The organism is Bradyrhizobium sp. IC3195 (genome assembly GCF_020193585.1).
Lineage (GTDB): Bacteria > Pseudomonadota > Alphaproteobacteria > Rhizobiales > Xanthobacteraceae > Bradyrhizobium > Bradyrhizobium yuanmingense.
The window spans coordinates 122,783-149,512 of record NZ_JADYVG010000019.1; the positions used below are offsets into that span (position 1 = coordinate 122,783).

At 65.5% G+C, this 26,730-nt stretch carries 27 protein-coding genes; 9 read left to right on the forward strand and 18 right to left on the reverse strand.

Annotation, left to right across the window (positions count from 1 at the left end; all coding sequences use genetic code 11):
• Positions 1 to 3,009, reverse strand: coding sequence for an isoleucine--tRNA ligase (gene ileS / locus I6F09_RS28540; protein ID WP_225189584.1), 3,009 nt, complete (start codon positions 3,007 to 3,009; stop codon positions 1 to 3).
• A 203-nt stretch (positions 3,010 to 3,212) separates the two neighbouring features.
• A complete protein-coding gene (locus I6F09_RS28545; protein WP_036027101.1) occupies positions 3,213 to 4,184 on the reverse strand; it encodes a bifunctional riboflavin kinase/FAD synthetase in 972 nt (323 codons plus the stop codon).
• 230 nt (positions 4,185 to 4,414) lie between these two features.
• On the opposite strand from I6F09_RS28545, the gene I6F09_RS28550 reads away from it, so the two are divergent.
• Entirely contained in the window at positions 4,415 to 4,810 is a 396-nt protein-coding gene (locus I6F09_RS28550; RefSeq protein WP_008567674.1) for a response regulator, read from the forward strand.
• Positions 4,811 to 5,027: 217 nt separating this feature from the next.
• Here the strand turns inward: I6F09_RS28550 and I6F09_RS28555 are convergent, their stop codons facing one another.
• Positions 5,028 to 5,882 carry a TIGR01459 family HAD-type hydrolase gene (locus tag I6F09_RS28555; RefSeq protein ID WP_225189585.1) on the reverse strand — a complete coding sequence of 285 codons (855 nt, stop codon included), beginning with the start codon at positions 5,880 to 5,882 and terminating at the stop codon, positions 5,028 to 5,030.
• Between the two features lie 15 nt (positions 5,883 to 5,897).
• The gene (locus tag I6F09_RS28560; protein ID WP_225151852.1) at positions 5,898 to 7,376 is read right to left on the reverse strand and encodes an EAL domain-containing protein; all 1,479 of its coding nucleotides are present in this window, start codon (positions 7,374 to 7,376) and stop codon (positions 5,898 to 5,900) included.
• Positions 7,377 to 7,671: 295 nt separating this feature from the next.
• Between I6F09_RS28560 and I6F09_RS28565 the strand changes: the two genes are divergently transcribed.
• A complete protein-coding gene (locus I6F09_RS28565) occupies positions 7,672 to 8,511 on the forward strand; it encodes a class I SAM-dependent methyltransferase (RefSeq protein WP_225189586.1) in 840 nt (279 codons plus the stop codon).
• A gap of 47 nt (positions 8,512 to 8,558) precedes the next feature.
• Here the strand turns inward: I6F09_RS28565 and I6F09_RS28570 are convergent, their stop codons facing one another.
• From I6F09_RS28570 to uvrC, 7 genes are all read right to left on the reverse strand, one after another.
• Positions 8,559 to 9,689: a YihY/virulence factor BrkB family protein gene (locus I6F09_RS28570; protein WP_225144316.1), complete on the reverse strand. Its 1,131-nt coding sequence runs from the start codon at positions 9,687 to 9,689 to the stop codon at positions 8,559 to 8,561.
• Positions 9,689 to 10,273 carry a phage holin family protein gene (locus I6F09_RS28575; protein ID WP_036009277.1) on the reverse strand — a complete coding sequence of 195 codons (585 nt, stop codon included), beginning with the start codon at positions 10,271 to 10,273 and terminating at the stop codon, positions 9,689 to 9,691. The genes I6F09_RS28570 and I6F09_RS28575 overlap by 1 nt, the downstream gene beginning before the upstream one ends.
• A 91-nt stretch (positions 10,274 to 10,364) precedes the next feature.
• Positions 10,365 to 11,324, reverse strand: coding sequence for a 50S ribosomal protein L3 N(5)-glutamine methyltransferase (gene prmB, locus I6F09_RS28580; protein ID WP_036027110.1), 960 nt, complete (start codon positions 11,322 to 11,324; stop codon positions 10,365 to 10,367).
• Complete coding sequence (locus tag I6F09_RS28585; protein WP_225189587.1) at positions 11,324 to 11,791, reverse strand: molybdenum cofactor biosynthesis protein MoaE; 468 nt, start codon at positions 11,789 to 11,791, stop codon at positions 11,324 to 11,326. Before I6F09_RS28585 ends, prmB begins: the two co-directional genes overlap by 1 nt.
• A 4-nt stretch (positions 11,792 to 11,795) precedes the next feature.
• On the reverse strand, positions 11,796 to 12,047 hold the full coding sequence (gene moaD, locus I6F09_RS28590) for a molybdopterin converting factor subunit 1 (protein ID WP_036009285.1): 252 nt from the start codon (positions 12,045 to 12,047) through the stop codon (positions 11,796 to 11,798).
• A complete protein-coding gene (gene pgsA, locus I6F09_RS28595) occupies positions 12,044 to 12,661 on the reverse strand; it encodes a CDP-diacylglycerol--glycerol-3-phosphate 3-phosphatidyltransferase (RefSeq protein WP_036009286.1) in 618 nt (205 codons plus the stop codon). The genes moaD and pgsA overlap by 4 nt, the downstream gene beginning before the upstream one ends.
• 97 nt (positions 12,662 to 12,758) lie before the next feature.
• The gene (gene uvrC, locus I6F09_RS28600; RefSeq protein WP_225189588.1) at positions 12,759 to 14,816 is read right to left on the reverse strand and encodes an excinuclease ABC subunit UvrC; all 2,058 of its coding nucleotides are present in this window, start codon (positions 14,814 to 14,816) and stop codon (positions 12,759 to 12,761) included.
• 250 nt (positions 14,817 to 15,066) lie between these two features.
• Between uvrC and I6F09_RS28605 the strand changes: the two genes are divergently transcribed.
• Positions 15,067 to 15,690: an outer membrane protein gene (locus I6F09_RS28605; protein ID WP_225140472.1), complete on the forward strand. Its 624-nt coding sequence runs from the start codon at positions 15,067 to 15,069 to the stop codon at positions 15,688 to 15,690.
• Positions 15,691 to 15,760: 70 nt separating this feature from the next.
• Here the strand turns inward: I6F09_RS28605 and I6F09_RS28610 are convergent, their stop codons facing one another.
• The 4 genes from I6F09_RS28610 to I6F09_RS28625 all read right to left on the reverse strand — a co-directional run bounded on the left by I6F09_RS28610 (position 15,761) and on the right by I6F09_RS28625 (position 18,511).
• Entirely contained in the window at positions 15,761 to 15,976 is a 216-nt protein-coding gene (locus I6F09_RS28610) for a cold-shock protein (protein WP_008544396.1), read from the reverse strand.
• 278 nt (positions 15,977 to 16,254) lie between these two features.
• The gene (gene rlmJ, locus I6F09_RS28615) at positions 16,255 to 17,115 is read right to left on the reverse strand and encodes a 23S rRNA (adenine(2030)-N(6))-methyltransferase RlmJ (RefSeq protein WP_036040013.1); all 861 of its coding nucleotides are present in this window, start codon (positions 17,113 to 17,115) and stop codon (positions 16,255 to 16,257) included.
• Between the two features lie 123 nt (positions 17,116 to 17,238).
• The gene (locus I6F09_RS28620; protein WP_225189589.1) at positions 17,239 to 17,931 is read right to left on the reverse strand and encodes a ribonuclease T2; all 693 of its coding nucleotides are present in this window, start codon (positions 17,929 to 17,931) and stop codon (positions 17,239 to 17,241) included.
• Between the two features lie 118 nt (positions 17,932 to 18,049).
• A complete protein-coding gene (locus I6F09_RS28625; protein ID WP_128264812.1) occupies positions 18,050 to 18,511 on the reverse strand; it encodes a hypothetical protein in 462 nt (153 codons plus the stop codon).
• A gap of 184 nt (positions 18,512 to 18,695) precedes the next feature.
• Between I6F09_RS28625 and I6F09_RS28630 the strand changes: the two genes are divergently transcribed.
• Together I6F09_RS28630 and I6F09_RS28635 are read left to right on the forward strand one after the other, a co-directional pair.
• Positions 18,696 to 19,001 (forward strand): hypothetical protein, encoded by a 306-nt coding sequence (locus tag I6F09_RS28630; RefSeq protein ID WP_036009301.1) that lies wholly within the window; start codon positions 18,696 to 18,698, stop codon positions 18,999 to 19,001.
• Positions 19,002 to 19,047: 46 nt separating this feature from the next.
• Positions 19,048 to 19,578, forward strand: coding sequence for a DUF3617 family protein (locus tag I6F09_RS28635; RefSeq protein ID WP_036009304.1), 531 nt, complete (start codon positions 19,048 to 19,050; stop codon positions 19,576 to 19,578).
• 170 nt (positions 19,579 to 19,748) lie between these two features.
• On the opposite strand, the gene I6F09_RS28640 is transcribed toward I6F09_RS28635, so the two are convergent.
• From I6F09_RS28640 to I6F09_RS28650, 3 genes are read right to left on the reverse strand one after another with little or no spacing between them, the layout of a single operon-like run.
• Complete coding sequence (locus I6F09_RS28640) at positions 19,749 to 21,137, reverse strand: ATP-binding protein (protein ID WP_025033840.1); 1,389 nt, start codon at positions 21,135 to 21,137, stop codon at positions 19,749 to 19,751.
• Between the two features lie 20 nt (positions 21,138 to 21,157).
• Positions 21,158 to 21,889: a response regulator transcription factor gene (locus I6F09_RS28645; protein ID WP_057027672.1), complete on the reverse strand. Its 732-nt coding sequence runs from the start codon at positions 21,887 to 21,889 to the stop codon at positions 21,158 to 21,160.
• Positions 21,886 to 22,428: a MarR family transcriptional regulator gene (locus I6F09_RS28650; protein WP_050991840.1), complete on the reverse strand. Its 543-nt coding sequence runs from the start codon at positions 22,426 to 22,428 to the stop codon at positions 21,886 to 21,888. Before I6F09_RS28650 ends, I6F09_RS28645 begins: the two co-directional genes overlap by 4 nt.
• Before the next feature lie 337 nt (positions 22,429 to 22,765).
• Between I6F09_RS28650 and I6F09_RS28655 the strand changes: the two genes are divergently transcribed.
• From I6F09_RS28655 to I6F09_RS28670, 4 genes are all read left to right on the forward strand, one after another.
• Positions 22,766 to 23,848 carry a branched-chain amino acid aminotransferase gene (locus tag I6F09_RS28655; RefSeq protein WP_225189590.1) on the forward strand — a complete coding sequence of 361 codons (1,083 nt, stop codon included), beginning with the start codon at positions 22,766 to 22,768 and terminating at the stop codon, positions 23,846 to 23,848.
• Positions 23,849 to 24,152: 304 nt separating this feature from the next.
• Complete coding sequence (locus tag I6F09_RS28660; RefSeq protein WP_225189591.1) at positions 24,153 to 24,677, forward strand: DUF2314 domain-containing protein; 525 nt, start codon at positions 24,153 to 24,155, stop codon at positions 24,675 to 24,677.
• 39 nt (positions 24,678 to 24,716) lie between these two features.
• Complete coding sequence (hisS, locus tag I6F09_RS28665) at positions 24,717 to 26,237, forward strand: histidine--tRNA ligase (RefSeq protein ID WP_036009357.1); 1,521 nt, start codon at positions 24,717 to 24,719, stop codon at positions 26,235 to 26,237.
• A 67-nt stretch (positions 26,238 to 26,304) separates the two neighbouring features.
• On the forward strand, positions 26,305 to 26,559 hold the full coding sequence (locus I6F09_RS28670) for a tautomerase family protein (protein ID WP_275498569.1): 255 nt from the start codon (positions 26,305 to 26,307) through the stop codon (positions 26,557 to 26,559).
• Positions 26,560 to 26,730: the final 171 nt, after the last annotated feature.

The window sequence follows — 26,730 nt, forward strand, 5'->3', positions numbered from 1 at the left end:
TCAGACGCTCACCCCCAGCGCCTTCCACTCGCGCAGTGCCTTGGCATCGCGCGGGGTGACGTCGGGGTATTCGGCGTCTTCGCCGACCATCGGCGAGATCTTCCAGGAGCGGGCGCATTTGGTGCCGACCGCCTTCTCCACCACGACTGCAACGCCGGGCACGGCATCAAGGCGGAACGCCGAGGCCGGCGCCTCGCCCTCCCGCACCTCGTAGTTCGAGGTGATGCAGACTTCAGCCAGATCGATGTCGAACAAGGTCGCCAGCATGCCGCGATCGGCGACATAGATCACCGGCGATGCCTCGAGTGAGGAGCCGATGATCTTGGCGGCGCGTTCCAGCTCGAGTGCGCCGGTAACGACGCGACGCACGTTGCGGATTGTCTCCCATTTCGCGGCGAGCTTGTCGTCGCGCAAGGCTTCGAGATCGGTCGGGAACAGCGTCAGGTGCACGGACGGTTCGGCGTCGGGCCGGTACATGCGCCACGCCTCCTCCGCAGTGAAGCTGAGGATCGGGGCCAGCCATTTCAGGATCGAAGCGCACAACAGGTCGATGGTCGTCAGCGCCGCCTTGCGCGTCAGTGACGAGGGCGGATCGCAATACAGCGTATCCTTGCGGATGTCGAAGTAGAAGGCGGAGAGCTCGCTGTTCAGGAAGGCCGACAGGATCGCGACCACGGTCTTGTAGTCGAACTCCCGGTAGGCCTTGCCGATCGCGGCGGCGCGACCTGAGAGCTCGTGCAGCATCAAGCGCTCGAGCTCGGGCATCTCGGCCGGCGCGATTGCGTCGGCCGGCCTGTAATGATGCAGCGTCCCCAGCATCCAGCGCACGGTGTTGCGCAGCTTGCGATAAGTCTCGACGGTGTTCTTCAGGATCTCGGGGCCGATGCGCTGGTCGTCGGTATAGTCGCTCGACGCGACCCAGAGCCTTAAGATGTCGGCGCCAGATTCCTTGATGACGGCCTGCGGCTCGATGGTGTTGCCGAGCGACTTCGACATCTTGCGGCCGTCCTCGGCCTGGGTGAAGCCGTGGGTCAGCACGATGTCGTAAGGCGCGCGGCCACGCGTGCCGCAGCTTTCCAGCAGCGAGGAGTGGAACCAGCCGCGATGCTGGTCCGAGCCTTCCAGATACATCACCGTGTCGGCGCCGCCGTCGACCTTGCGCTTGATGCCGGCGAGCCCGGGAAACTGCACGGGATCTTCGAGCACGAAAGCGTGGGTCGAGCCGGAATCGAACCAGACGTCGAGAATGTCGTCGACCTTCTGCCAGTCCTCGCTCGCGCGGGACCCGAGGAAGCGCTCGCGCGCGCCCGTCGCGTACCAGGCGTCGGCGCCTTCCTTCTCGAAGGCGTCGCCGATGCGCGCATTGACGGCCTCGTCCTGGAGGATCTCGGCGGAGCCGTCGCCCTTCTCGCGCACGAACACGGCGATCGGCACCCCCCAGGCGCGCTGGCGCGAGATCACCCAGTCGGGGCGTGCCTCGATCATGCCGTTGATGCGGTTCTCGCCGGACGGCGGCACCCATTGCGTCACCGAGATCGCCTGCAGCGCGCGGGCGCGCAGCGTGTCGCCGCTCTTCGTCTTGCCGCCCACCGCGATGTCCTTGTCCATCGCGATGAACCATTGCGGCGTGTTGCGGAAGATCACCGGCTTCTTCGAGCGCCAGGAGTGCGGATATTGATGCTTCAGCCGGCCGCGGGCGAGCAGCATGCCTTTCTCGACGAGCGCCTTGATCACGGCCTCGTTGGCATCGCCCTTCTCGCCCTTGTCGGTGATGACGCGCTTGCCGGCAAAGCCCGGCGCATGATCGGTGTAGGCGCCGTTCTCGTCGACGGTATAGGGGATGGCGGTGTTGATGCCGCGCGCGTCGAGATCGCGCGCCTCTGCCATCCAGACATCGAAGTCCTCGCGGCCATGGCCGGGCGCCGTGTGCACGAAGCCGGTGCCGGTGTCATCGGTGACATGGTCGCCAGGCAGCAGCGGCACGATGAAGTCGTAGCCACCGCCGACGCCCTTGAGCGGATGGGCACACTCGATCGCGTCCATGGTGTCGCCGGGGACGTCGCGGACCTTCTCATAAGCCGTCACGCGCGCCTGCTTGAAGACGTCTTGCGCGAGCGCATCGGCGAGGATGAGGAGGTCGCCGTTCCTGGCCCAATTGTCGGCGGGGGCGTCCGTCACCTTGTAGAGGCCATAGGCGATCTTCGGCGAGAACGAGATGGCGCGATTGCCCGGCAGCGTCCAGGGCGTGGTGGTCCAGATCACGACGCTCGCCGAGGCGAGCGCACCGTGCGCGGGCGAGGTCACCGGGAATTTCACCCAGACCGTATCGGACGTGTGGTCCTCGTACTCCACCTCGGCTTCGGCCAGCGCGGTCTTCTCGACCACGCTCCACATCACCGGCTTGGAGCCGCGATAGAGCGTGCCGTTTGCGGCAAACTTCATCAGCTCGCGCGCGATCTGGGCTTCGGCCGGATAGCTCATGGTGGCGTAGGGATGGTCCCAATCGCCGATCACGCCGAGGCGCTTGAACTCCTCGCGCTGCACGCCGAGCCAGTGCGTGGCATAGGCGCGGCACTCCTTGCGGAAATCAATCATCGCGGCGCTGTCGCGGAAGTCGGGCTTCTGCTTGCCCTTCTTGCGATAATGCTCCTCCTCGACCTTCCACTCGATCGGCAGGCCGTGGCAGTCCCAGCCCGGCACGTAGTTGGAATCGAAGCCGAGCATCTGCTGGCTCTTGGTGACGAGGTCCTTCAGGATCTTGTTCAGCGCCGTGCCGATATGGATGTTGCCGTTGGCGTAGGGCGGGCCGTCATGCAACACGAACTTGGCGCGGCCCTTCGCACTCTGGCGCAGCTTCTCGTAGAGGCCGATCTCGTACCAGCGCTTGAGGATCTCCGGCTCGCGCTGCGGCAGCCCGGCGCGCATCGGGAATTCGGTCTGCGGCAGGAACAGGGTCTTCGAATAGTCCTTGGCTTCAGACTTTTGGGACTTTTGCGGCTTTTCGGACATGAGGCTGACTGGCTCGGAAGGGGCGCGGGAACGGATGGCGATGCGGAATCGCGGGTGAAACGACGAAATCCCGGTCTTGCGCCGAGCCCTCAGGCTCAGGCGGAAGCCGGGCCGCTAATCCCTATGATGCGCCGCGCAAACATGGGCTCTCCATAGCAGGGGGGCGGAGGAAGCGCAAAGGTCCGGGGGCCCGGTTTCGCCTCTCAATCGATCACGCCCAGACGCGGAAACGCGTCCGGGGCGGCGGCGAGCATGGCGCGGGCGCGGGCGGAATCGTCGTCCATCTGGTGAATCAGGGCCTCTAGACCATCGAATTTCAGCTCATCGCGGATGAAGCCGATGAAGGCGCAGTCGAGCGCCTGCCCGTAGAGGTCGCCCTTGAAGTCGAACAGGAAGATTTCGAGCAGCGGGGCGCCATTGTCGAAGGTCGGGCGGCGGCCGAAGCTGGCCACCCCGTCCAGCCGCTCGGTGCCGCGGCCGACCCGGACCGCGTAGATGCCGTGCTTGAGGCCGCAATTGGCGTCCAGGCGGATGTTGGCGGTGGGATAGCCGAGGTCGCGGCCGCGCTTTTCGCCGTGGATGACCTCGCCGGTGATGAACCAGGGCGCGCCCAGCATGGTCGTGGCCTCGTCGAGCTGGCCCTCGGCGAGGGCGATCCGGATTGCGCTGGAGGAGACCGGCCGCTCGTCGATATCGACATGCGGCTGGACGTCGACTTCGATGCCGAGCCGGGGCGCCTCGTTGACCAGGAGGCTCGGGGAGCCGACGCGACCCTTGCCGAAATGGAAGTCGTAGCCGACCGCGATGCCGCTGACGCCGAGCCGCCCGATCAGGTCATGGTGAATGAAATCTTGCGCGCTGGTTCCGGCACGGGCCTTGTCAAAGGTCATGACCACGGCGCCGGCAAGCCCGGTACCGGCCAGAAGCCGCAGCTTGGCCCGCTCGTCCGTCAGGCGGAATTGCGGGGTGTTGGGGCTGAAGAACCGTCGCGGATGCGGCTCGAAGGTCAAGGCCAGCGCAGGCCGGCCATGCGCCCTGCCCATCTCCAGGGCAGCCGCGATGACGGCGCGATGGCCGAGATGCACGCCGTCGAAATTGCCCATGGCAACCACGGCGCCCCTCGGAATCGCGGAATCCGGCGTTGTATCGCGGATGACGGTAAAAGGCGGAGCCATCAGGGGAATTCTCGAACCGGGCAGGACCGGCCCGGACCGTGGCGCGACCGGCACCGCGAAGTCAAGCGGCGGGGCGGGCAGACATTGAACACGATTTCAAGCCTTCGGAGCTGACCGCAGTTAACGCGCTGTTTAAGGCCTTGGTGCTAGTCCTTGAGGCGTGGAACTGCCGGGCGCCGGCCTGGCAGGTCCGATCGTAATATTCCTGGGTTTGCGTTGGGGGAGTCGAGATGGCGGTTGATTTGTCGATGCCGGTTCTGGTGGTGGATGACTACAGCACCATGATCCGTATCATCCGGAATCTGCTGAAGCAGCTTGGCTTCGAGAACATCGATGATGCCAGCGACGGTTCGGCAGCGCTGAACAAGATGCGCGGCAAGAAGTACGGGCTCGTGATCTCCGACTGGAACATGGAGCCGATGACGGGCTACGACCTCTTGCGCGAAGTCCGCGCGGATCCGAACCTCGCCACCACGCCCTTCATCATGATCACGGCCGAATCCAAGACCGAGAACGTGATCGCGGCCAAGAAGGCCGGCGTGAACAACTACATCGTCAAGCCGTTCAATGCGGCGACGCTGAAGACCAAGATCGAGGCGGTCTTCCCGGACATGGCGAGCGCGTAAGGGCGCTCTTCGCCGGACAACAATTTTCCGTTTGGAACGTCATGCCCGGGCTTGTCCCGGGCATCCACGTTCTTGGATGCAAAAAAAGGAAGACGTGGATGGCCGGGTCATAGGCGAGCGCAAGCGACGCCGTCCTTCGGACGGCTATGCCCGGCCATGACGGCGTCTGAGGCTTGCCCTTTGGTCTAAGTCCATTGCAGCTGCGCGCGCTCCGCCGTCACCACTTCAATTCGCGCATCAGCGCCTTCGGCGGGTGGCCGAACAGCTCTATGACCGAATTCGGGTCGAGCTGGTCGAGGCCCTCGAACTCCTCGGCATGGATGCCGCGGGTGACGAACAGGCAGTCGATGCCGAATTCGCGGGCGCCGGTTAAGTCGGTGCGGACGGAATCGCCGATCGCCAGCACCTTTTTTCGGTCGATCTGGTAGCCTTGGCGTTCGCCGGCGAGCGCCATGGCGCGCTCGTAGATCGGCCGGTGCGGCTTGCCGTAGAAGATCACCTCGCCGCCGAGCTCACGGTAGAGCTCGGCGATGGCGCCGGCGCAATAGATCAACCGGTCGCCGCGTTCCACCACGATGTCGGGGTTGGCGCAGACCAGCGTCAGCTTGCGCTCGCGCGCCTGCAGCATCATGCCGCGATAGTCTTCCGCCGTCTCGGTCTCGTCGTCGTAGAGGCCGGTGCAGACGATGTAATCGGCTTGCTGCAGCGGCGCGGTCACCGCATCGAGGCCGCGATAGATCGAGTTGTCGCGCTCGGGGCCGAGCCAGAACATCTTGCGGCCGGGATGCTCGGCGACGTAGAGCCGGGTCAGGTCGCCTGAAGATACGATCGCGTCATAGGTCTCATCGGGGACGCCGAGCTTGCGCAATTGCCGCTGCACGGAGTCGGCAGGGCGCGGTGCGTTGGTGATCAGGATTACCGTACCGCCGCGGCTGCGATAGGTGTGCAGCGCCTCGCAGGCTTCGGGGAAGGATTCCAGCCCGTTATGGACCACGCCCCAGATATCGCTGAGCACGACCTCCACGCCGCCCACGAGCTCGCGCAGGCCTTCGGCAAAATGCAGCGCGGTCATGACGTGCGCGGCCGATCAGATGCGGCGCGCGAGCGCTGCGTTTCCGGTGATGCGTTGGGGCGGAGGCGCCGAAGAGGTCGCGCCTGAGCTGGGTGTGGCGGAGCCATTGGATCCCTGAATGTCCTGCGCCTGGTTCGGCGAGGCCCCGCCGGTAGCAGATGCCCCCTCCGGCCGCAATGGCCGGGGCGGCGCGAACAGGAACCCTTGGCCGAACCGCACGTCATAGTCGAGCAGGTCGACCACGGCGCGCTCGCCTTCGATCCGTTCGGCGATCAGGTCGATGCCGAAGCGGCCGAGCAGGTCGGAGAGGTCGGACGGGTGGATGTCGGAGGCGGAGGCCTGCTTGGGATCGAGCAGCAGCGCGGCAGGCACCTTGATGAAGCGGACCCCGCGATCGGCCAGCTCGCGCGGTTCGATGCGCAAATCCGTGACATGGTCGATCGAGAAACGGAAGCCGCGCTGGGCGAGCGCCGCCAGGTTCTCGGTCTCGGCGGGGCCGAGATTGCGGAAGGTCGACTGCTTGAACTCCAGCACCAGCGAGGGCGCCAGCGCGCGGTTGGCTTCCAGGAAATCGAGACATTGCGCGAAGGTGGTGGAATTGCCCAGCGTGGACGCCGCGACGTTGCAGAACACGCCGACGTCCTTGTTGCGCACCATCAGGCGCCGCAGCACCTGCACGCATCGCAGCATCACCATGTTGTCGATGCGCCCGATCAGGCCCGAGGCTTCCGCGATGCTGATGAACTCTTCGGCGGCGATCAGCTGGTCGCGCTCGTCGCGCAGGCGCGTCACCGCCTCATAGAACCGCACCTTGCGCTGCGGCAGCGTGACCATCGGCTGCAGGAAGATATCGATGCGGTTCTCGTCGACCGCATTGCGCAGCGTCGCCAGCAATTGGGTCTGGTTGCGTCCATTGGCGGTCTGAACCGGGGGGGCGGCCTGGACCTGCACCGTCGGCGGCGCCGGCCGTAGCGGGGGCTGCGGAAGCGGAGGAGGAGCGAGCGGCTTCTCCTCGAACGGGGCAGCCAGATCGATCGGCGTTTCCGGCTCGGGCCTTGAGACCGGGGCGGGTGCGGGAGCCGGCGCGTGGCCGGCGAGCAGATCCTCATGGGCCGCCACGGTGGTGGCGAGCTGCCTGACCAATCCGCCAAGTTCGTTGATCTCGCCGATGACCGACTGGATGCGGTCGGAATTGGTCGAATTGGACGCGGCGATGCGGCTCTCGACCGCAGCCAGCCGGCGGCCGAACTCGGCCACCTGGCGGGCGAGGTCGGCGGTGCCGCGCGAGAGATCGGCGATCTGGCCGCCGACGTCGCTGCGGTCGCGCAGCCGCATCGACACCGCGTTGTAGAGGATCAGGAAGGTCAGCGCGGTCAGCGCCACGATCGCCGATTCCGTTCCGCTGATGCCGGCGACCGAATAGAGCACGAGCCCGAGCGAGGCCGCGACCAGGACCATGCAGATGGCGATGAAGATCGTCGAAATGCGAATCATGCCGCGCGTTATGCCTTTAAGAGCTGACTGCCTCACCCGGGGAAAACACGGGTCGCTCGACCTCGTCACGCCTCATGCTCCCCCAAGCTTCGATCAGCCTAACATCATTGTTGATTCGAGGGGATAGGACTGTGTCGGAGCCTATTCAGGCCCGCGCGCCCAAAGCGTTTCGTCACACGTCTGCCGGCTCAGGTGCGGAAATCAAGACGCTCTCAGCGGAAAATCATGCCGCCCTCAAGGCCAGCGCGCCGCATGCGCCCTATCGTCCCGGCGTTTTCAACCGCAGGAGATTGCCATGTCGACATCCGCCGCGCTCAAGCCAGCCGCCCCCCAACCTGATCTTGCCGCCGTCAAGCAGCGCCAGCACGGCGCCTGGTCGTCCGGCGATTATGCCGTGGTCGGCACCACCTTGCAGATCGTCGGGGAACAGCTCTGCGAGGCCATTGACTTGCGCGCCGGCAGCAAGGTGCTGGACGTCGCTGCCGGCAACGGCAATGCGACGCTGGCGGCGGCGCGGCGCTGGTGTGACGTCACATCCACCGACTACGTGCCGGCGCTGCTCAAGCGCGGGCGCGAGCGCGCCATGGCCGAACACCTCGCCGTCGAGTTCCGCGAAGCGGATGCCGAGGCGCTGCCCTTTGCGGATGCCGCCTTCGACGTCGTGCTTTCCACTTTCGGCGTGATGTTCACACCGGATCAGGACAAGGCCGCTTCCGAGCTCGCGCGGGTCTGCAGATCCGGCGGCAAGATCGGCCTTGCCAACTGGACGCCGCAAGGCTTCATCGGCCAGCTGTTCAAGACCATCGGCAAGCATTTGCCGCCCCCGGCGGGCGTGAAATCGCCCGCCATGTGGGGCACACCGGCACGGCTCGAGGAGATGTTCGGCGGCGTGGCCGCGGAGATCGCCGCCGAGCCGCGCATGTCCGTGTTCCGCTATCGTTCGCCGGACCACTGGCTCGACATCTTCAAGACCTACTACGGTCCCACGCTGAAGGCGTTTGCCGCGCTCGACGCAAGCGGCCAGGCCGCGCTGACGCGCGATCTCCTGACGCTGCTCGAAGAGTTCAACCACGCCGATGACGGCACGATCGTGGTGCACAGCGAATATCTGGAAGCCGTGATAACCAAGCGCTGATCGCGCCTGGGATGCGGTCGGGCCAGCTTCGGCCCGACCGCCACCGATCAAAATGGCGCGGTGGCGCCGACGGTGTCGGCGGAGACGGCGTCCCGGGTGCCGAGCGGCTTCGCCCGCCCGGTGGTGGTATCGCGCAGCGTCTGCCGCTCGATCTCCGAATTCAGCTCGGCGCCGAACATGATGACGATCGCCGACATCCACATCCACGTCATCAGGCCGATCGCCGCGCCCAGCGAGCCGTAGGTTGCGTTGTAATTGGCGAATTCCGAGAGATACCAGGACAGCAGGGCAGAGCCCGCGATCCAGAGAATCGCGGCAATCACGGCGCCGAGGCTCAGCCATTGCCAGCGCGGCGCATCGCGGCTCGGCGCGAAGCGATAGAGGATGGCGAGTGCGACCAGCAGGATGATGAACAGCAGCGGCCATCGTGCCAGCGCCACGATCAGCTTGCTTTCCGGCGCCATGCCGAGATGATTGAGCGCAAGCGGGAAGGCGACGACGGCTCCCACCATCAACAGCAGCGCCACGATGCCGCCGACGGTGAAGGCCAGCGAGACCATGTTCAGCCGGATGAAGCTGCGCTTCTCGCGTTCCTCATAGGCGACGTTGAGGGCGTCGAAGATCGCCTTGACGCCGGCATTGGCGCTCCAGATCGCAAGCAGCAGGCCGACCAGGAAGGTGACGCCGAGCGTCGCATTGCCGTTCGACACCACGCGCGCGACCTGGTCCTCGACGATCTGGAACGAGCCCTCCGGCAGCATGGTCGCAAGCGTGTGCAGATTGGCGCTGATCGTGGCGGGATCGGCGAACAGGGCATAAGAGGAGACGAGCGCGGTGACTGCGGGGAAGAGCGCGAGCAGCCCGAAGAAGACGACGCCGCCCGCCGTCGCGAGCAGGCGATCCTCGTCGATGCGTTGATAGGTCCGCCAGAAAATGTCCTTCCAGCCAGCCCAGGGGATCTCGAACGGGCTTTTCGCCCGGCGGCCGCGGCCCGGCTGCATCGCCGCACCGGCCGGGTGCGTTTCCGGGGAATTCGCTTCGCCCTTGCGGTGGTGTTGCGGAGGCCCGGGCCTCGCCAGGCCGGAATCCTGAAAGTAGCGCTCCGCGGTCAGCACGAACACGGCCGTTGCCGCCACCAGCAGCCAGGAGTCGATCTGCTCGGAGCGCCGCGCCAGCATCACGCCTCCAGACTATGCCTGTTGCGTCGCCGCCGGGCGGCCGTCAGCCCGACCAGGCCGACCGCCGCGAGCATCAGGCCGAGCTGCACGGGACGGTTGGCGCGGGCCGGCCAGGTCTTGATGCCGCCGCGCTCGCCCGGTGCGAGCGGCGCGAGGGGAATCGTCGTTGCGACCTCCTTCACCGCCTCCTTGACCGTTCCACGCGGGATCCGGGGCGTGGCGATCGCCACGCGCAGACGGCTCGCGAGCGGCACGACCGGCTTGGCCTTGCGTTTCATCTGGGCCATGGCCACCCCGGCACAGACCGCAGCCAGCACCAGCAGCACTGCGGCGACGGCGCCAAATCCCCAGAACTGCCCGTAGGTGATCCCGACCCAGCGGTACAGGGCGATCAGTCCGACGAAGAATGCCGCGACAACGAACAGGCCGGCGACCGCGAACAGCCCGCCGGCCACCGCGTAAGATGTCACCTTGCCTGTGGCCTGGCTGGTCTGGTCACGCAGATAGGATTGAGCAGCGCGTTTGACGTGATTGAGCTTGAGCGCCATCCCGGCGCGCAGCAATTCGCCCGATGGCGCGAGCATGCGGACATCCTCCCAAGACGAGAAAATTCATCGGGGGATGAACGTGGCGATATTTGACTTGTTCCGACGGAGCGTGATCGGCCGCGATGAATCAGCCGAGATCGGCGGCCGCGATCCAGAACACCTCGCCCTCGGAATCTTCGGTGTCCAGCCAGAGCAGCGGCAGTTCCGGAAAGGCCTCGTCGACCAGCTCGCGGCCGCGGCCGATCTCGCAAATCAGCCCGCCATCCGCCGTCAGGTGGTCGGGCGCATCGCGTAGGATCCGGCGCACCACGTCGAGACCGTCGGCGCCACCATCGAAGGCGAGCTTCGGCTCGGCCCGGCACTCCGGCGGCAATGCCGCCATGCCCTCGGCGTCGACGTAGGGCGGGTTGGTGATGATCAGGTCGTATCTGTTGCCGCCGAGCGGGGCGAACAGATCGCCGCGATACAGGCTGATGCGGTGCTCGAGCCCGTATTCGCCGACATTGCGCGCAGCGACCTCGAGCGCGCCCTTGGAGATGTCGACGGCGTCGATGGCGGCGTTCGGGAAATGATGCGCGGCGAGGATCGCAAGGCATCCCGAGCCCGTGCAGAGATCGAGCACGCGCTCGACCGCCGTCGGGTCGTCGATCAGCGATCCGGCCTCGCCGTGGGCGCCGAAATGCGACTCCAGGAGCTCGCCGATGAAGGAGCGCGGAACGATGACGCGCTCGTCGACATAGAAGGGCAGGCCGCGCATGTAGATCTTGTTGACGAGATAGGCGGCCGGTTTGCGCGTCGTGACGCGCTGATGGATGAGGTCAAGGAGGGTCTTGCCTTCCGCGGCGCTGACGCGCGCGTTGGCGAAGATCTCGAACTGGTCGGGATTGAGATGCAGCGCCTCGCAGACCAGGAACGCGGCTTCCGCGACGGGGTCGGTCGTGCCATGAGCAAAGGAAAGCTTGGCCTCGACGAAGCGGCTCACCGCATAGCGGACGAAGTCGAGCAGCGTGAGAAGCTCGCCGGGTCCCACCTTCGCGAGGTTAGGCGCGGCGCGGCCGCGCGCGGTCTTTTTCGTCGGCTTGGCCATCAGGATTTGGTCCAGCGTGTGGCGGCTTCGTCGTCACGGGCATGGGCCTCGACCCAGCCGGTGCCGGTGGCGCTCTCTTCCTTCTTCCAGAACGGCGCGCTGGTCTTGAGATAGTCCATCAGGAACTCGGCCGCCTGGAACGCCGCCTGTCGGTGCTGCGAGGCGGTCACCACCAGCACGATGTTCTGGCCCGGCATCAGGCGGCCGACGCGGTGGATCACCGTGATGCCGTTGAGCGGCCAGCGCGAGACGGCCTCGTCGGCGTGGCGCCTGATCTCTTCCTCCGCCATGCCGGGGTAATGTTCGAGCGTCAGCGCGGCGACCGTGGCGCTGTCCTCGTCGGCGCGGCAGATGCCGGAAAATGTCACCACAGCGCCGATATCCGTCCGGCTGCTCGTCAGGACCGAGATCTCGCGCGCGATGTCGAAATCGTCTTCCTGGATACGGATGGTGACGGGGCAGGTCATGAGGCTAGCCGCCGGTCATGGGCGGGAAGAACGCGATCTCGCGGGCGCCTGCGATGGCGGCGTCCTGCTTGACGTGAGCGCGGTCGATCGCGGCGCGGATCACCTTCGGCTTCTCGAACGCGTACGCATAGGCTTCGCTTTGGCCGGAGAGCCAGGCGATCAGCTCCTCGACGGTGCGCACGCTCGCGGGAGGCTCGATCGTCTCTTCGGCCTTGCCGACGCGCTCGCGCACCCAGGCGAAATACTTCACCTTCATCCCTCGTCCTCCTTGATGAGGTGATGGATGCCGGCGCGGAAATAGTCGTAGCCGGTGTACATGGTGAGGATCGCCGAAGCCCACAGCAGTGCGAGCCCAATCATCGAGACCACCGGCACCACCTGATCGCCGGCTGGGCCGGCGATCAGGAAGCCGATCGCAACCAGCTGGACCGTGGTTTTCCACTTCGCAAGCTTGGTCACGGGCACGCTGACACGGAGCGCAGCCAGATATTCGCGCAGGCCCGAGACCAGGATCTCGCGGCACAGGATCACGATGGCGGCCCATAGCGACCAGCCGTGAATGATGCCGTCCGCGGCCAGCATCAACAGGCAGGAGGCGACCAGCAGCTTGTCGGCGATCGGATCGAGCATGCGGCCGAAAGCCGATTGCTGATTCCAGATCCGCGCGTAATAGCCGTCGAGGTAATCCGTCACCCCTGCGGCGATGAAAAGGGCGACCGCGAGCCAGCGCAGCCAGAGCGGCTGATCCAGAATCGACTGCGCATAGATGCATCCGACCACGACCGGGATCGCGGCGATCCGGCCATAGGTCAGGATGTTGGGGAGGGACATCGCGCGGCTGGTCGTCCCTCGTGTGGTGGCGATGTTCATCCCTCCTACCAATACCGCTGCTGCCTGAACGTCAACCGTCCCGCGCCCCAAATGAGGTGCGGACACGACGATCATATGACTGCGGTCCCCCTTTAGTTCATCCCGGCTGGGGATGGAAATATTCGAAAATCCTGCGCGCGCTCTCGGCGCTCACCCCCGGAACCTTGCCGAGATCGGCGATCGAGGCCCGTTCGATCTCCTTCAGGGTTCCGAAATGGTGCAGCAAGGCACGTTTGCGTGACGGGCCGATGCCCGGAATCTCCTGCAAACCAGCCTCGCGGATGTCCTTCTTGCGCAGCTTGCGGTGCGAGCCGATGACGAAGCGGTGGGCTTCGTCGCGCAGGCGCTGGATGAAATAGAGCACGGGATCACGCGGCTCCAGCTTGATCGCCTCGCGCTCCGGCATGAACAGGGTCTCGCGGCCGGCATCCCGGTCCGGTCCCTTGGCGACTGACATCAGCGACACCTGGGTCAGGCCGAGATTGGCGAAGATCTCGCGCACGGCGTTGAGCTGGCCACGGCCGCCGTCGATGATAACGAGGTCGGGCCATTGCGGGAAATCGTCGTCCTTGGCCTTGCTGGCGGCATCCTCGGGCGGATTGATCAGGCGCTTGAAGCGGCGCTCCAGCACTTCGCGCATCATGGCGAAGTCGTCGCCGGGCGTGATCCCTTCCGACTTGATGTTGAACTTGCGGTACTGGTTCTTCACGAAGCCATCTGGGCCCGCGACGATCATGGCGCCGACCGCGTTGGTGCCCTGGATGTGGCTGTTGTCGTAGACCTCGATGCGCTTGGGCACGTGCGGCAGGCTCAGCGTCGCGGCCATGGCCTCGAGCAACCGGCTTTGCGTCGCGGTGTCCGCGAGCTTGCGGCCGAGCGCCTCGCGCGCATTGGTCAGCGCGTGGTTGACCAGCTCCTTCTTCTCGCCGCGCTTGGGCGCGGTGACCTCGACCTTGTGGCCAGCCTTGATCGATAGCGCGTTGGCGAGCAGCTCGCTCTCCTCGATATCGTGCGAGAGCAGGATGTTCCTCGGCGGCGGCTTGTCGTCGTAGAACTGCGCCAGGAAGGACCCCAGCACCTCCTCGGGCGTAAAGCTCTTCTCCGCGCGCGGAAAATAGGCGCGGTTGCCCCAGTTCTGTCCGGTGCGAAAGAAGAACACCTCGACGCAGGAGAAGCCGCCCTCCTGGTGGATGGCGAACACGTCGGCTTCCTCCACCGTGCGCGGATTGATGCCCTGCTGCGACTGGATCGCCGACAGCGCGGCGAGGCGATCGCGGTACAGTGCGGCGCGCTCGAATTCGAGCTCGTTCGAGGCCTTCTCCATCTCGCCGGCGAGCTCCTGCTTCACCGCATGGCTCTTGCCGGAGAGGAAGTCGCTGGCCTCGCGCACCAGCGTCGAATAGCCGCCGAAATCGATCTCCCGGGTGCAGGGTCCGGCGCAGCGGCGGATCTGGTGGAGCAGGCAGGGCCGGGTGCGGCTCTCGAAGAAGGAATCGGTGCAGGAGCGGATCAAGAACGCGCGCTGCAGCGCCGTGATGGTGCGGTTGACCGCGCCGGCGGAGGCAAACGGGCCGAAATAGCGCCCGGGCCGGGTCTGCGCACCGCGATGTTTCAGGATCTGCGGCGCCCAATGGTCGCCGGTGATCAGGATGTAGGGGAACGACTTGTCGTCGCGAAGCTGCACGTTGAAGCGCGGCCGCAGCTGCTTGATCAGGTTGGCTTCCAGCAGCAGCGCCTCGGTCTCGGTCGTGGTCGAGACGATCTCCACCGTGACGGTGGCCGCGATCATGCGCAGGATGCGGGCCGGCAGCGGCGCACTCTGGCGCGCATAACTGGACAGGCGCTTTTTGACGTTCTTGGCCTTGCCGACATAGAGCACGTCGGCGTTCGCATTGAGCATACGATAGACGCCAGGCGAGGTCGGTGCGAGGCGGACCGCGCGCTCGATCGCCTCGTGACCGGTCGCGAGCGGGCCTTCGCCGACGGCGCCGCTCTCTTCCAGGATGTCCGGCAGCAGGGCATCGTCCTCGTCATCGCCCCCTGCCGCCGCGGGATCTACGTCCGGCCCGGCCAGCCGCTCGGGCGGCGTGTCGCTCGCAGCCGGCGGCGCCTTGCGCGCGCGGTCGTCCGGATTGTCGGGGGAATCGTGAACCATGGGACGAATTTAGGCGCTGGGGGGACTGATTTGAAGTTCCTGCCATGCGGCACGCACAGAGGATGGCGGGCAGCTCCCGGTAACGCTTCCTTAAGTCTGTTAAGCGGGCGGTAACCCGGCTTAACAGCCCTTTAACTTAAAACTCTCGATAAATCCTACGCGAAAAGCTCTTGGTTCCGTAACCATGCGGTTTTGCTCGCGCGGCGGCGCGGGCATCGCTCGGGTTGCGACAGTGGCGTTGGAGTGAGTGATGAAGAGGCTCGTTGTGGGCGCAGCCGCGTTGGTTGCAGCCGGCTGGACAGCTTCGGCAGAGGCCGCCGATCTCAGTTACGGGCAGCGCGCGCCCTATACCGTCAATCAGCCGCTTAATGCCTATAGCTGGGCGGGTCCCTATCTCGGCGGCAATATCGGCTATGAATGGGGCTCGGTCGACAACAACCCCACCAAGCCGTCCGGCTTCGTCGCCGGTGTGCAGGCCGGCTACAATTTCCAGAACGGCCCGTGGGTGTTCGGCGTCGAGGGCGACATCCAGGCCGCCGGCGCCGACGACACGTTTGCGCCGTGGAAGTTCTCCAACCCGTGGTTCGGCACCCTGCGCGGCCGCGCCGGCTATGCGTTCAACAACGTGCTGTTCTACGGCACCGCCGGTCTCGCCTTCGGCGAGCTGCGCGCACAAACCTTCGGTTGGTCGGAGTCGCACACCAGTGCCGGCTGGACCATCGGCGCCGGTGCGGAAGTCGGCCTCGCGCCGAACTGGAGCGCCAAGCTCGAATATCTCTACATCGATCTGTCGACCAGCCAGTTCGCAATCACGGGCGTGTCAAACGGCTATAGCGCCAACGTTGTCCGCGCAGGCGTGAACTATCGCTTCTGACATCCAAAGAAGAAAATACCGGACCAGCCTCCCGGCCGCTCGCGGCCGGGATTTTTTTTCGCCAGGCTTGCTAGGAGAGGATCACCAGATTGACCGCCTTCGGTCCCTTCCCCTTCTTGTCCGGTTCGACTTCGAAAGTAATACGCTGTCCTTCGGCGAGGTCCTTCAGTCCCGCCCGCTCCACAGCGGTGATGTGAACGAAAACATCGCGACCGCCGTCGTCAGGCTTGATGAAGCCGTAGCCGCGCTCGCCGTTGAAGAACTTGACCGTTCCCGTCATGGCCATCGGGAAACTCCCCCTCATTGCTCCTCCGTCGCGACGCAGACTCACGTCGCGACATGACCGGGCCTTACGGAGCCCGGGAGCTGGCCATCCTTGGACGGACCTGATCGGTCCGGCGGGATCTTTCTTAGGGCCTTCACTCCGCCGCAACCATTCGCGGAAGCGGAACGTAAAGCCAGTCACGGAAATAGCATAATACGGTTCTTTGCAGATTGACTACCGGTCCTGCATATTTTTCCCAAGAATGCCGGAGTGTTACGGCTTGGCGTCAATGCTTGGCGCTAAGGCTTGGGCACCTCCAGCCGGAATCTGGCAGCACCGCCCTGGCCGAGCGGTATTTCCAGCTCCGGCAGAATGGTCTTGAGCTCGCCGTGCAGCGTGTAGGGCGGGTTGACGATCAAGAGACCGGTGGAGGTGAGGGCGGCGCTGTCGGCTTGCGGCGCGACGCTGAATTCGAGGCGCAGGCATTTTCCAGGCGGCTTTGCTGCAGCTGCGAGCCGCGCCACGGTTTGCGCCAGCGTGTCGGTGGCGCGCCGGTTCTTGGCGGGATACCAGATTACGTAGATACCGGTCGGCCATTTCGCGAACGCTGCCGAGAAGGCTTCGCCGAGCCGCTCGAACTCGTCCTTGGCCTCGAACGGCGGATCGATCAGCACGAGGCCACGCCGCTCCTTCGGCGGCACGAAGGCCGGCAGCGCCACCCAGCCGTCGAGGTCGACCACGCGGGCCTGCTCGTCGCGGCGCAGCGCATCGATCAGCGCTTTCCGTGCCTTCGGCTCGAGCTCGCAGGCGACGAGCCGGTCCTGCGGCCTGAGCAGGCCGCGCGCGATCAACGGCGAGCCCGGATAGGCCTTGAGCTCCCCCTTCGGATTGAAGGCGCGGACGATGTCGAGATAAGGCTTCGTCAGCGCTGCGCTCTCGTTCGACAGGCGCGCCTGCAGCAGCCGCGCGATGCCGGTCAGCCATTCGCCGCCGCGGCGCGCCTCGTCGCTGTCGAGATCGTAGAGGCCGGCGCCGGCATGGGTGTCGATGACGCGGAACGCTGCCGGCTTGTCCTGCAGATAAGTAAGGATGCGCGCCAGCACGATGTGCTTGATGACATCGGCGAAGCTGCCGGCGTGGAAGGCGTGGCGGTAGTTCATGGCGGAGAGGACTACGTTGTCTGGCGCGATCCTAACCCCTGTCATTGCGAGCGCAGCGAAGCAATCCAGAAATGCGTCCGCGGAGGCACTCTGGATTGCTTCGCTGCGCTCGCAATGACTGAGCTACCCGCCCCTGATCGGCGGCATCGTCACCTGGTCGCGGCGGCAGGCGCGGCGCTCGATCTCGTCGCAGGCGCGGAATTGCAGGTCCTTGCTGAGGCAGATGCGGACCTCGGACAGCCGTGTCCGGTTGCAGGTGACCGAGACGGCGGCATTGCTGAGACCCGGATTGGCCTTGACGAAGGCCTCCTCGACCTCCGCCGGCGCAACGGTCTTGGCCTGCGCCAGATCGAGATATTCGGCCGGAATCTTGATCGCAGCGCGCGCCTTGCGGATCATCTCGAAATAGCCGCGGCCCTCCAGCCCGGAGCAGGTGCCGTGCTTGTCCCATTCGTTGAAGATCAGGCCCGGCGCCGGCATCAAATCGAGCATCGAGGAGACGATGTTGCGGTTCAGCCGCGGCGCCGGGCGCTGGCAATACTCCGGAAAACCGTTCTCGTATTGCGGCCACAGCCCATGCACCACGAAGGCGTAGGGCCGTCCGCCGCATTGCATCTGGGACCGGCCGCCCCGTTCGGCGGCTTCCTCGCAGAACGAGGGCGACCACGACAGCGCCAGCACATAGAAATCGAACTCGCCCGGGGCGTTCTGCCGCTTGTCCTGTGCCTTCGCACCGCCCGCGAGGGTGGCCAACCCCGCAGCGAGGGTCAGTGAGATCATCAGGCGGGACAACGAATGCAATCTGGAGTGAAACATGACAACGCCCCTCAACTAGACTGTGCAATACAGCCTAGCAGGCAATAGGAACATTTCAAGAACAAAATTGGGGCAGCAGCCATCGACTGGCTGATCAGCCCGAATCCGCCGCTGTTGATCAGGGCTTGGCGGCGCGGCAGGCCGGATTGTAGGCCCAGTTGCGGTCGACGCCGACGACGCACCATTCGACACCGTTGCCGTAGGAGGCAAAGCCGCCATCCTCGATGATCGAGAAATGCACCTTGCGCGCCTTGCCGTCATTGAGCATGGCCTCGCCGGTGCAATAGCGCCGCGGAATGTTGTCGGACTGCCAGGGCCGGAACGCGGTCTCGCGAACGGCGGAGAAACCGGTGATCTGCAACGAAGAATTCCAGAACGTGTATTCCTTTTCGGCGAACTCGTGCACGATCCTCGGCAGAGCCCAGTCGCAAGGGGCGACGGCACCGTCATAGCGCGGCCCGCTCAGCCAGAAATTCAGCTCCAGCGGATTGGCGGCCCTGGCCTCGCCGAGCGACAGCGCTCCCAACATGAGGCCGAGCACGGCGGCAAAGCGGAGCGATTTCAGGGAGGGGGCGCGCATGGTCAATCCGGACAGCTAAGGTCTTGCGAAGGCTGGACGGTGCCGCGAAGGTTGGGGCGGGTCAAGTGCAGCGCGGCAACACTTCGCCAGGACTTGACCAGGATGTCGCGGCCAACAGGGGTTCGGTTCTTTTCACGTCCGTCCCGGCACCGTAGACTGGCGCCAGCCAATTGGAGTGACGGGAATGCGAATCATTGCGGCCGCGGGCCTTCTTGCCAGCCTGATTGTCTCGGGCATGGCGAGCCAGTCGGCGCGCGCCGACATCTTTTCTCTGGTGCCGCCGTTCAAGGGCAACGACACCGGCGGCATCATCGCCTATTCGATGGCGACCCAGGTCGATGCGCGTCAGGTCGCCGTCGATCACTGCGCCCGCTACGGCAAGGTCGCGAAATTCCTGGGCGTGCAGGCCTATGAGGGCGGCTACATCTCGTTCTCCTGCCGCTGGGTGCCCTATGGCGCCGCCGACCGGCCGATCCGCACACTGTACTGAGGCGCTGTCGTAGGCGCCGCACCTCTCTCAGCCGGGAGCTTCCCTCATGACGCGCAAACTCGCTTTGCTCGGCTCGATGCTTTGCCTCGCGTTGTCGGCAGGCAGCGCCAGCGCCGACGAACTGCCGCTGCGCAAGGCCGGTCTTTGGGAGATGAAGCTGGTCACATCGGGCTCGCCCATGCCCGAGATGACCATGCAGCACTGCACCGACGAGACCGTCGACAAGGAGATGAGCAACAACGTCTCCCCGATGGCCAAGCAGATCTGCGCCAAGCAGGAGATCAAGAAGACCGCGACCGGCTATGTCAGCGATTCCGAGTGCAGCGTCGCCGGCGTCAGCACGACCTCGCATGCCGAGATCACCGGAGACTTCAACTCGGCCTACACGGTGAAGACGACCTCACACGCCAAAGGCGGCGTTGCTGGTGCGGCGGGGCGCGATAGCACGACGACGCTGCAAGCCAAGTGGCTCGGGGCCTGCAAGCCGGATCAGAAGCCCGGTGACATCGTCATGCCCGGCGGCTTCAAGATGAACACGCGCGACATGGACAAGCTGAAGGCGCTGCTGCCGAAGTAGGTGTACTCTTTCCCTCTCCCTTTGTGGGAGAGGGTGGATCGCCGCAAAGCGGCAAGACGGGTGAGGGGTTTCTCTCCGCGAATTCAATGAGGCTTGGACGCGCGGAGAGATACCCCTCATCCGGCGCTTCGCGCCACCTTCTCCCGCAAGGGGAGAAGGGAAAACCGCACCTACACCGGTATCCGCACGCTTGCCCTCAATCCTCCCATCGGGCTGTCACCGAGCGTGATGTCGCCGCCGTGCGAGCGGGCGATGTCGCGGGCGATCGCGAGGCCAAGACCGGTGCCGCCTTCATCCTGGTTGCGGGCGTTGTCCAGCCGCAGGAACGGCTTGAACACCTCTTCGCGCAAATGCGCGGGAATGCCCGGGCCGTCGTCATCGACGGTGACGGTCAAATAACGGTGATCGCGTTGGCCGGTGATGGCGATGTTCTTGCCGTAGCGCGCTGCGTTGGTGACGAGGTTGGCGAGGCAGCGCTTGAACGAAGCCGGCTTCACCGTCACCACGGGCAGGCCGTTGAAGGCGACGGTCGCGGTATGGCCGTGACGCTCGGCATCGCTGCGCAGCTCTTCGAGCGCCTGCGCCATGTCGGTCGGCTGCGACTGCTCGCCGGAATCGCCGCGGGCGAACGCAAGGTAATCCTCCAGCATCATCGACATTTCGTCGACGTCCTTGCGCATGCCTTCGAGCTCGGGACTGTCTCCGATCAGTGCCAGCTCGAGCTTGAAGCGGGTCAGGATGGTGCGCAGATCGTGGCTGACGCCGGCGAGCATCGCGGTGCGCTGCTCCATCGTGCGCTCGATGCGCGACTTCATCTCCAGGAAGGCGACCGCCGCGCGCCGCACCTCGCGCGCGCCGCGCGGGCGGAAATTCGGCGCCTCGCGGCCCTTGCCGAAGCTCTCGGCGGCATCGGCAAGGCGCAGGATCGGCTTGATCTGGTTGCGCAGGAACAGCACCGCGACGATCAACAGGATCGAGGACGTGCCGACCATCCAGAACAGGAAGATCTCCGAGTTCGAGGCATAGGCGGCGCTGCGCTGCGCGAACACGCGCATCACGGCGTCGTCGAGCTGGATGCGGATCTCGACCAGGTTGGAGCGGCCGACCGTGTCGATCCAGAACGAGCGGCCGATCTGGCGGCCGAGCTGCACCGACAGCGTCTGGTCGAGCAGCGAGAAGAACGGTTTTGGTCCCGGCGGCGGCATGTCGCCGGCAGGCAGGAAATCGACGACGAGGCCGAGCCGCTGCTGCGCGATGCGGCGGATCTCGTTGCGGTCCTTATCTTGCGGATAGCCCTTGTAGACGTCGATCAGTGCGGCGATGTCCTGAACCACTGCGGCCGACAGGCGGCGCGTCACCGTGTTCCAGTGCCGCTCCATGAACACGAAAGCGACGACCGATTGCAGGATCACCATCGGCACGATCATGATGAGGAGCGCGCGGGCGTAGAGGCCGGTCGGCATCCAGCCCTTGAACGCGTTGCCCATCCAGCCGTTGGCGGCCGAGACGCGGCCGGCGGCGCTCTTCAGCAGCGTCAGGCCGGTATCGATCGTGCTCATCTGGCGCGCTTCACTGCGGTTCAGGGCGAGGCCACCAGGCGGTAGCCGATGCCGCGCACCGCCTGCAGGAACAGCGGATTGGCGGGATCGGTCTCGATCTTGCGCCGGAGGCGGTTGATCTGCACGTCGACGGCGCGCTCGTTGACGGTGCCATTGCCGGTCAGCGCGCTGCGCGGCACGGTCTCGCCCGGCGTCTCCGCGAGAATCCGCAGCATCTCGCGCTCGCGGTCGGTGAGGTGGATGACCTCCTCGCCCTGGCGCAATTCGCCGCGTTCGAGATGGTAGACATAGGGGCCGAAGGCGATCTTCTCGATCGTCGTGGCCTGCGGCGGCGGCGCGGCGCGCTTGAGGATGTTGTTGATGCGCAGCGCCAGCTCGCGCGGTTCGAACGGTTTTGCGACGTAATCGTCGGCGCCGATCTGCAGGCCCTCGATGCGGGCTTCCGCCTCGTGGCGCGCCGTCAGCATCACGATCGGCACCGACGACGAGGTGCGGATGAAGCGGGCGAGGTCGAAGCCGGTCTCGCCGGGCATCATGACGTCGAGGATCAGGAGATCGAAATGCAGGCCCATCAGCTTCGAGCGCGCATCACCGGCGCTCGCCGCGGTGGTGACGCGGTAGCCTTCACTTGCAAGAAAGCGCGAGAGCAGGTCGCGGATGCGGCGGTCGTCGTCGACCAGCAAGAGATGCGGGGCATCGTCGGCCGGTTGCACCGGCGGGCGCGCGAGCGTGGCTGCGAGCGGCACGGTCACTCCTTGGCGTCTTGTTTGACGGCAGCGAAGATCGTCTCCAGCACCTTGTCCGGATCGTCGCGGTCGATCATCGCGCGCAGGAAGCGCTTGACCGTCTCGGCGTCCTGCGGACCCATCTCCGCGAGCGCCCTGGTGATCCGCGTGGTCTGCAGCCCGGCGAGCTTCTGCACCAGCGCCTCGCCCTTCGGCGTCGCGTAGAGCAGGCGCTGGCGACGATCGTTGTCGCCGGTCTTCTGCACGATATAACCCTCGTCCAGGAGCTGCTTCAGCACCCGGCCGAGCGACTGTTTGGTGATGCGCAGGACGTCGAGCAGGTCGGCGACCTTGAGCCCGGGATAGCGGTAGACGAAATGCATGACCCGGTGATGGGCCCGGCCGAAGCCGAACGCCTCCAGCTCCTGGTCGGGATCGCCGACGAAATCGCGATAGGCGAAGAACAGCAGCTCGATGATATCCCAGCGCAAATTGCCTCCATCGCCTGCGGCCGGCCGGGGCGCGGCAGCGTCTTGAGAAGGAGTCGCGAAATTTATGTCAGGCATATTGACGTATCTTGGGTTCAATGTTACAAAACGATCGACCCGCACGAAATTTTAGATCGTTTCGCGCCGGGTGGCATCGGAGCAGGACGGCCGGAGAGAGCCGGACAGGCGGCGACGGCCGAAGCAGATCTACCGTGCGATTGTCGAGCGGCATTTCGGCAAAACATACTGGACTTCCGCCTTCCGCAAAAGCATGTCCTCGATGACATGCTGGCTGCGGAAACCGGCCGTAACATGGCTGGCGGCGGTCCGGCCAGAAACCAATCAAGCCAGCCGGGCCCGAACGGGCAGGCGGGCGCGAGAAACAGCGCCGCCACCGGCAGCGGGAGGCAAGGACATGAGCATGACATTCGACATCCAGCCCGCATCCAATCCGACGCCCGAGAAGGACCGCGTCGCCAAGCTGGTGGATCCCGGCTTCGGGCGGGTCTTCACCGATCACATGGCAATCGTCCGCTACAACCAGGCCAAGGGCGGCTGGTACGAGGCGAAAATCGAGGCGCGCGCCAACTTCCAGCTCGATCCCGCCGGCGCGGTCCTGCACTACGCCCAGGAGATCTTCGAAGGCCTGAAGGCCTACAAGCGCGACGACGGCGGGGTGAACCTGTTCCGTCCCGACGCCAATGCGCGCCGCTTCAAGGACTCGGCCGATCGCATGGCGATGGCGCAGCTGCCCGAAGACGTCTTCATCGAGGCGGTCGAGCAGGTCGTGCGCATCGACCGCGCCTGGATGCCGGGCGGCGAGGGCAGCCTTTACCTGCGTCCGTTCATGATCGCGAGCGAGACCTTCCTCGGCGTCAAGCCGTCGTCCGAATACATCTTTGCGGTGATCGCCTCGCCGGTCGGCTCCTACTTCAAGGGCGGGCCCGCGCCGGTCTCGATCTGGGTGTCGGAGAACTACACGCGCGCCGCGATCGGCGGCACCGGCGCGGTCAAATGCGGCGGCAATTACGCCGCGAGCCTGCGCGCCCAGGCCGAAGCGATCCAGCACGGCTGCGACCAGGTCGTCTTCCTCGACGCGGTCGAGCGCCGCTACATCGAGGAGCTCGGCGGCATGAACGTGTTCTTCGTGTTCGAGGACGGCGCGCTGTCGACGCCGCCGCTCGGCACGATCCTGCCCGGCATCACCCGCGACTCCATCATCACGCTCGCCCGCGACGCCGGCAAGACGGTGCGCGAAGAACCCTATACGCTCGAGCAGTGGCGCAAGGACGCGGCCTCAGGCAGGCTGAAGGAAGCCTTCGCCTGCGGCACCGCCGCGGTGATCTCGCCGATCGGCAAGGTGCGCTCGGTCAGCGGCGATTTCGACATCTCGGGCGGCGCCGCCGGCCCCGTCGCCATGGGCCTGCGCAAGCAGCTCGTCGACATCCAGTACGGCCGCACCAACGATCCCCACAACTGGATCCGCAAGGTGTTTTGATCACCCTCCCTGGAGGGGTCCGGGACGAGCGTAGCTCGCCCGTGGGTCGATCGCGCGCAGCGCGAGCGGGGTGGGGTGATCTCTCAACACGGGCAGTGTTCGATGTGGAGAGACCCTCACCCCACCCCGTCTCTCATCTTCGCTACGCTCAGATGCGAGCCGACCACGGGCGAGCTACGCTCGTCCCGGGCCCCCTCCAGGGGAGGGTAAAAAGCGCAACGTTTGTGGCTTATTGCGCACTGAACGTGCTGCTGCCGACGTGCGACAAAGCCAGGACACAACAAGCGTCCCGGACATCGCGATCATGGCAACAAAGCTCTCCCAACCCATGAAATGGGTCGTTCTCGCCGCCATCACCGGCGTTTGCGTTTTCGGCATCCTGACCGTCGGCCCGACGCACGAGGTTGCTGCGCAAGACCGCTCGCCGATCGTCGATGTGCGCACCGGCGATCCCGAGATGAACACCGCGATCGCTCGCGCCCGCGGCTCGCTGCCGACCTTCTGGGCCTCCTATGAATCGCCCAAGCCGTCCGAGTCTGGTCACGCTTTGAAGGTGCGCTTTACGACCCGCAAGGGCGGCGAGCACATCTGGATCGGTGAGGTGAAGAAGCTGCCCGACGGGACCTTGACCGGCGTCTTCGCCAACGAGCCGCGCGATCTGCCGGGCAAGCGAGCCGGCGATAAGGTCAGGTTCGCGGAGGCCGACATCTCGGACTGGATGTTCATGCGCAACGGCAAGATCGTCGGCGGCGAGACCATCAAGCCGACGCTGAAATCGCTGCCGAAGGCCGACGCGGACGCGCTCCGGGCGCGAATCGAGCAGCCGTAGGGCAGTTGCCGCCCCGCGCCGCGGCTGGTAAACGCCCGCATGGCCGAGAAACCCAAAAAACCCCAGAAACTGAAGGCGCGCCTGCCGCGCGGGCTCGAGGATCGCGACCCTGCCGCGATCCGGGCGACGCGCGAGATGGTCGAAAAGATCCGCGCCGTCTACGAACTCTACGGTTTCGAGCCGGTGGAAACGCCGGCGATGGAATACACCGACGCGCTCGGCAAATTCCTGCCCGACCAGGATCGCCCCAACGAGGGCGTGTTCTCGTTCCAGGACGACGACGAGCAATGGATCAGCCTGCGCTACGATCTCACTGCGCCGCTGGCCCGCTACGTCGGTGAGCGCTACGGCACCGACGGTCTGGTGCTGCCCTATCGCAGCTACCGCGTTGGCTACGTCTTCCGCAACGAGAAGCCCGGCCCCGGCCGCTTCCGCCAGTTCATGCAGTTCGATGCCGACACCGTCGGCTCGGCGACGCCGGCGGCGGACGCCGAGATCTGCATGATGGCGGCGGACACGATGGAGGCGCTCGGCATCGCGCGCGGCCAGTACGTGGTGAAGGTGAACAACCGCAAGGTGCTCGACGGCGTTCTGGAAGCCATTGGCCTCGCTGGTGAGGACAATGCGGCGCGCCGACTGACCGTTCTGCGCGCGATCGACAAGCTCGACAAGTTTTCCGCCGATGAAGTGCGCAAGCTGCTCGGTCCCGGACGCTGGGATGGCGGGGAGGAAGGCAAGGGCGACTTCACCAAAGGCGCCAATTTGAGTGCGGCGGAAGCCGATGTTGTTCTCGCCATCACCAAGCCGCGCGAGGATTGGAGAGAAGCAATTGCCGCGGCAGAAACCTATCTCGCCAAGAGCGAAGTCGGTCAGGCCGGCGTCAGCGAGCTGGAAGAGATTGCAAAACTGGTCACGGCCTCGGGCTATGGTGCGGATCGTATCAAGATCGATCCCTCGGTCGTGCGCGGCCTCGAATATTACACCGGTCCCGTCTACGAGGTCGAACTCCTGCTCGATACCAAGGACGAGAAGGGCCGCCCGGTGCGCTTCGGCTCGGTCGGTGGCGGCGGGCGTTATGACGGCCTCGTCTCGCGCTTCCGCGGCGAGCCGGTGCCGGCAACCGGCTTCTCGATTGGCGTATCGCGGCTGCAGGCCGCGCTGACGCTGCTCGGCAAGCTCGACACGCGGCCCGAATTCGGCCCGGTCGTCGTCACCGTGTTCGACCGCGACCGCGTGGCCGACTACCAGAAGATGGTCGCGAGCTTGCGTACCGCGGGCATCCGCGCCGAGCTCTATCTGGGCAACCCGAAGAACATGGGCAACCAGCTCAAATATGCCGATCGCCGCAACTCACCTTGCGTCATCATCCAGGGCTCGGATGAAAAGGCGCGCGGCGAAGTGCAGGTCAAGGACCTGATCGAGGGCGCCAAGGCGGCCGCCGCGATCGCCTCCAACCAGGAATGGCGCGAGACCCGGCCGGCGCAGTTCTCGTGCAGCGAAGCCGATCTCGTCGCAAAAGTGCGCGAGGTCCTGGGCCGCCATGACGTGAAGTGGGGCTAGCTATTCGCAGGCCGCGTCATGCCCGGGCTTGTCCCGGGCATCCACGTCTTGTTTGATAGAAGAGAACGTGGATGGCCGGGACAAGCCCGGCCATGACGACAGCAGCAGGGAGAGAACAATGCCTGAGATCACCATCAGCATGGCCGAAGGCCGTACCGACGAGCAGAAGGCCGGCATGATGCGCGACATCACCCAGGCGCTGGTGAAGAATCTCGGCGTCGATGCCGATGCCGTCGTCATCCAGATCAACGAAGCCCCGCTCCGTCACAAGATGAAGGGCGGCAAGACCTTCGTGGAGCGTGCGGCGGCGGCGAAGAAGTAGCGGTCGACGGTTCTGCATTCACCGCTGTCGTCCCCGCGAAGGCGCTAGGGCATGCACATATCTCTGAGGCTCCATCCTGCTGAGACGGCGTGGAAGTATTCGAGGCCGTTTTTGAAGGTGATCGGGCCCGGCGGCTTGGACGATGGGTAGCCGTCCCAGCCGCCGAGACGG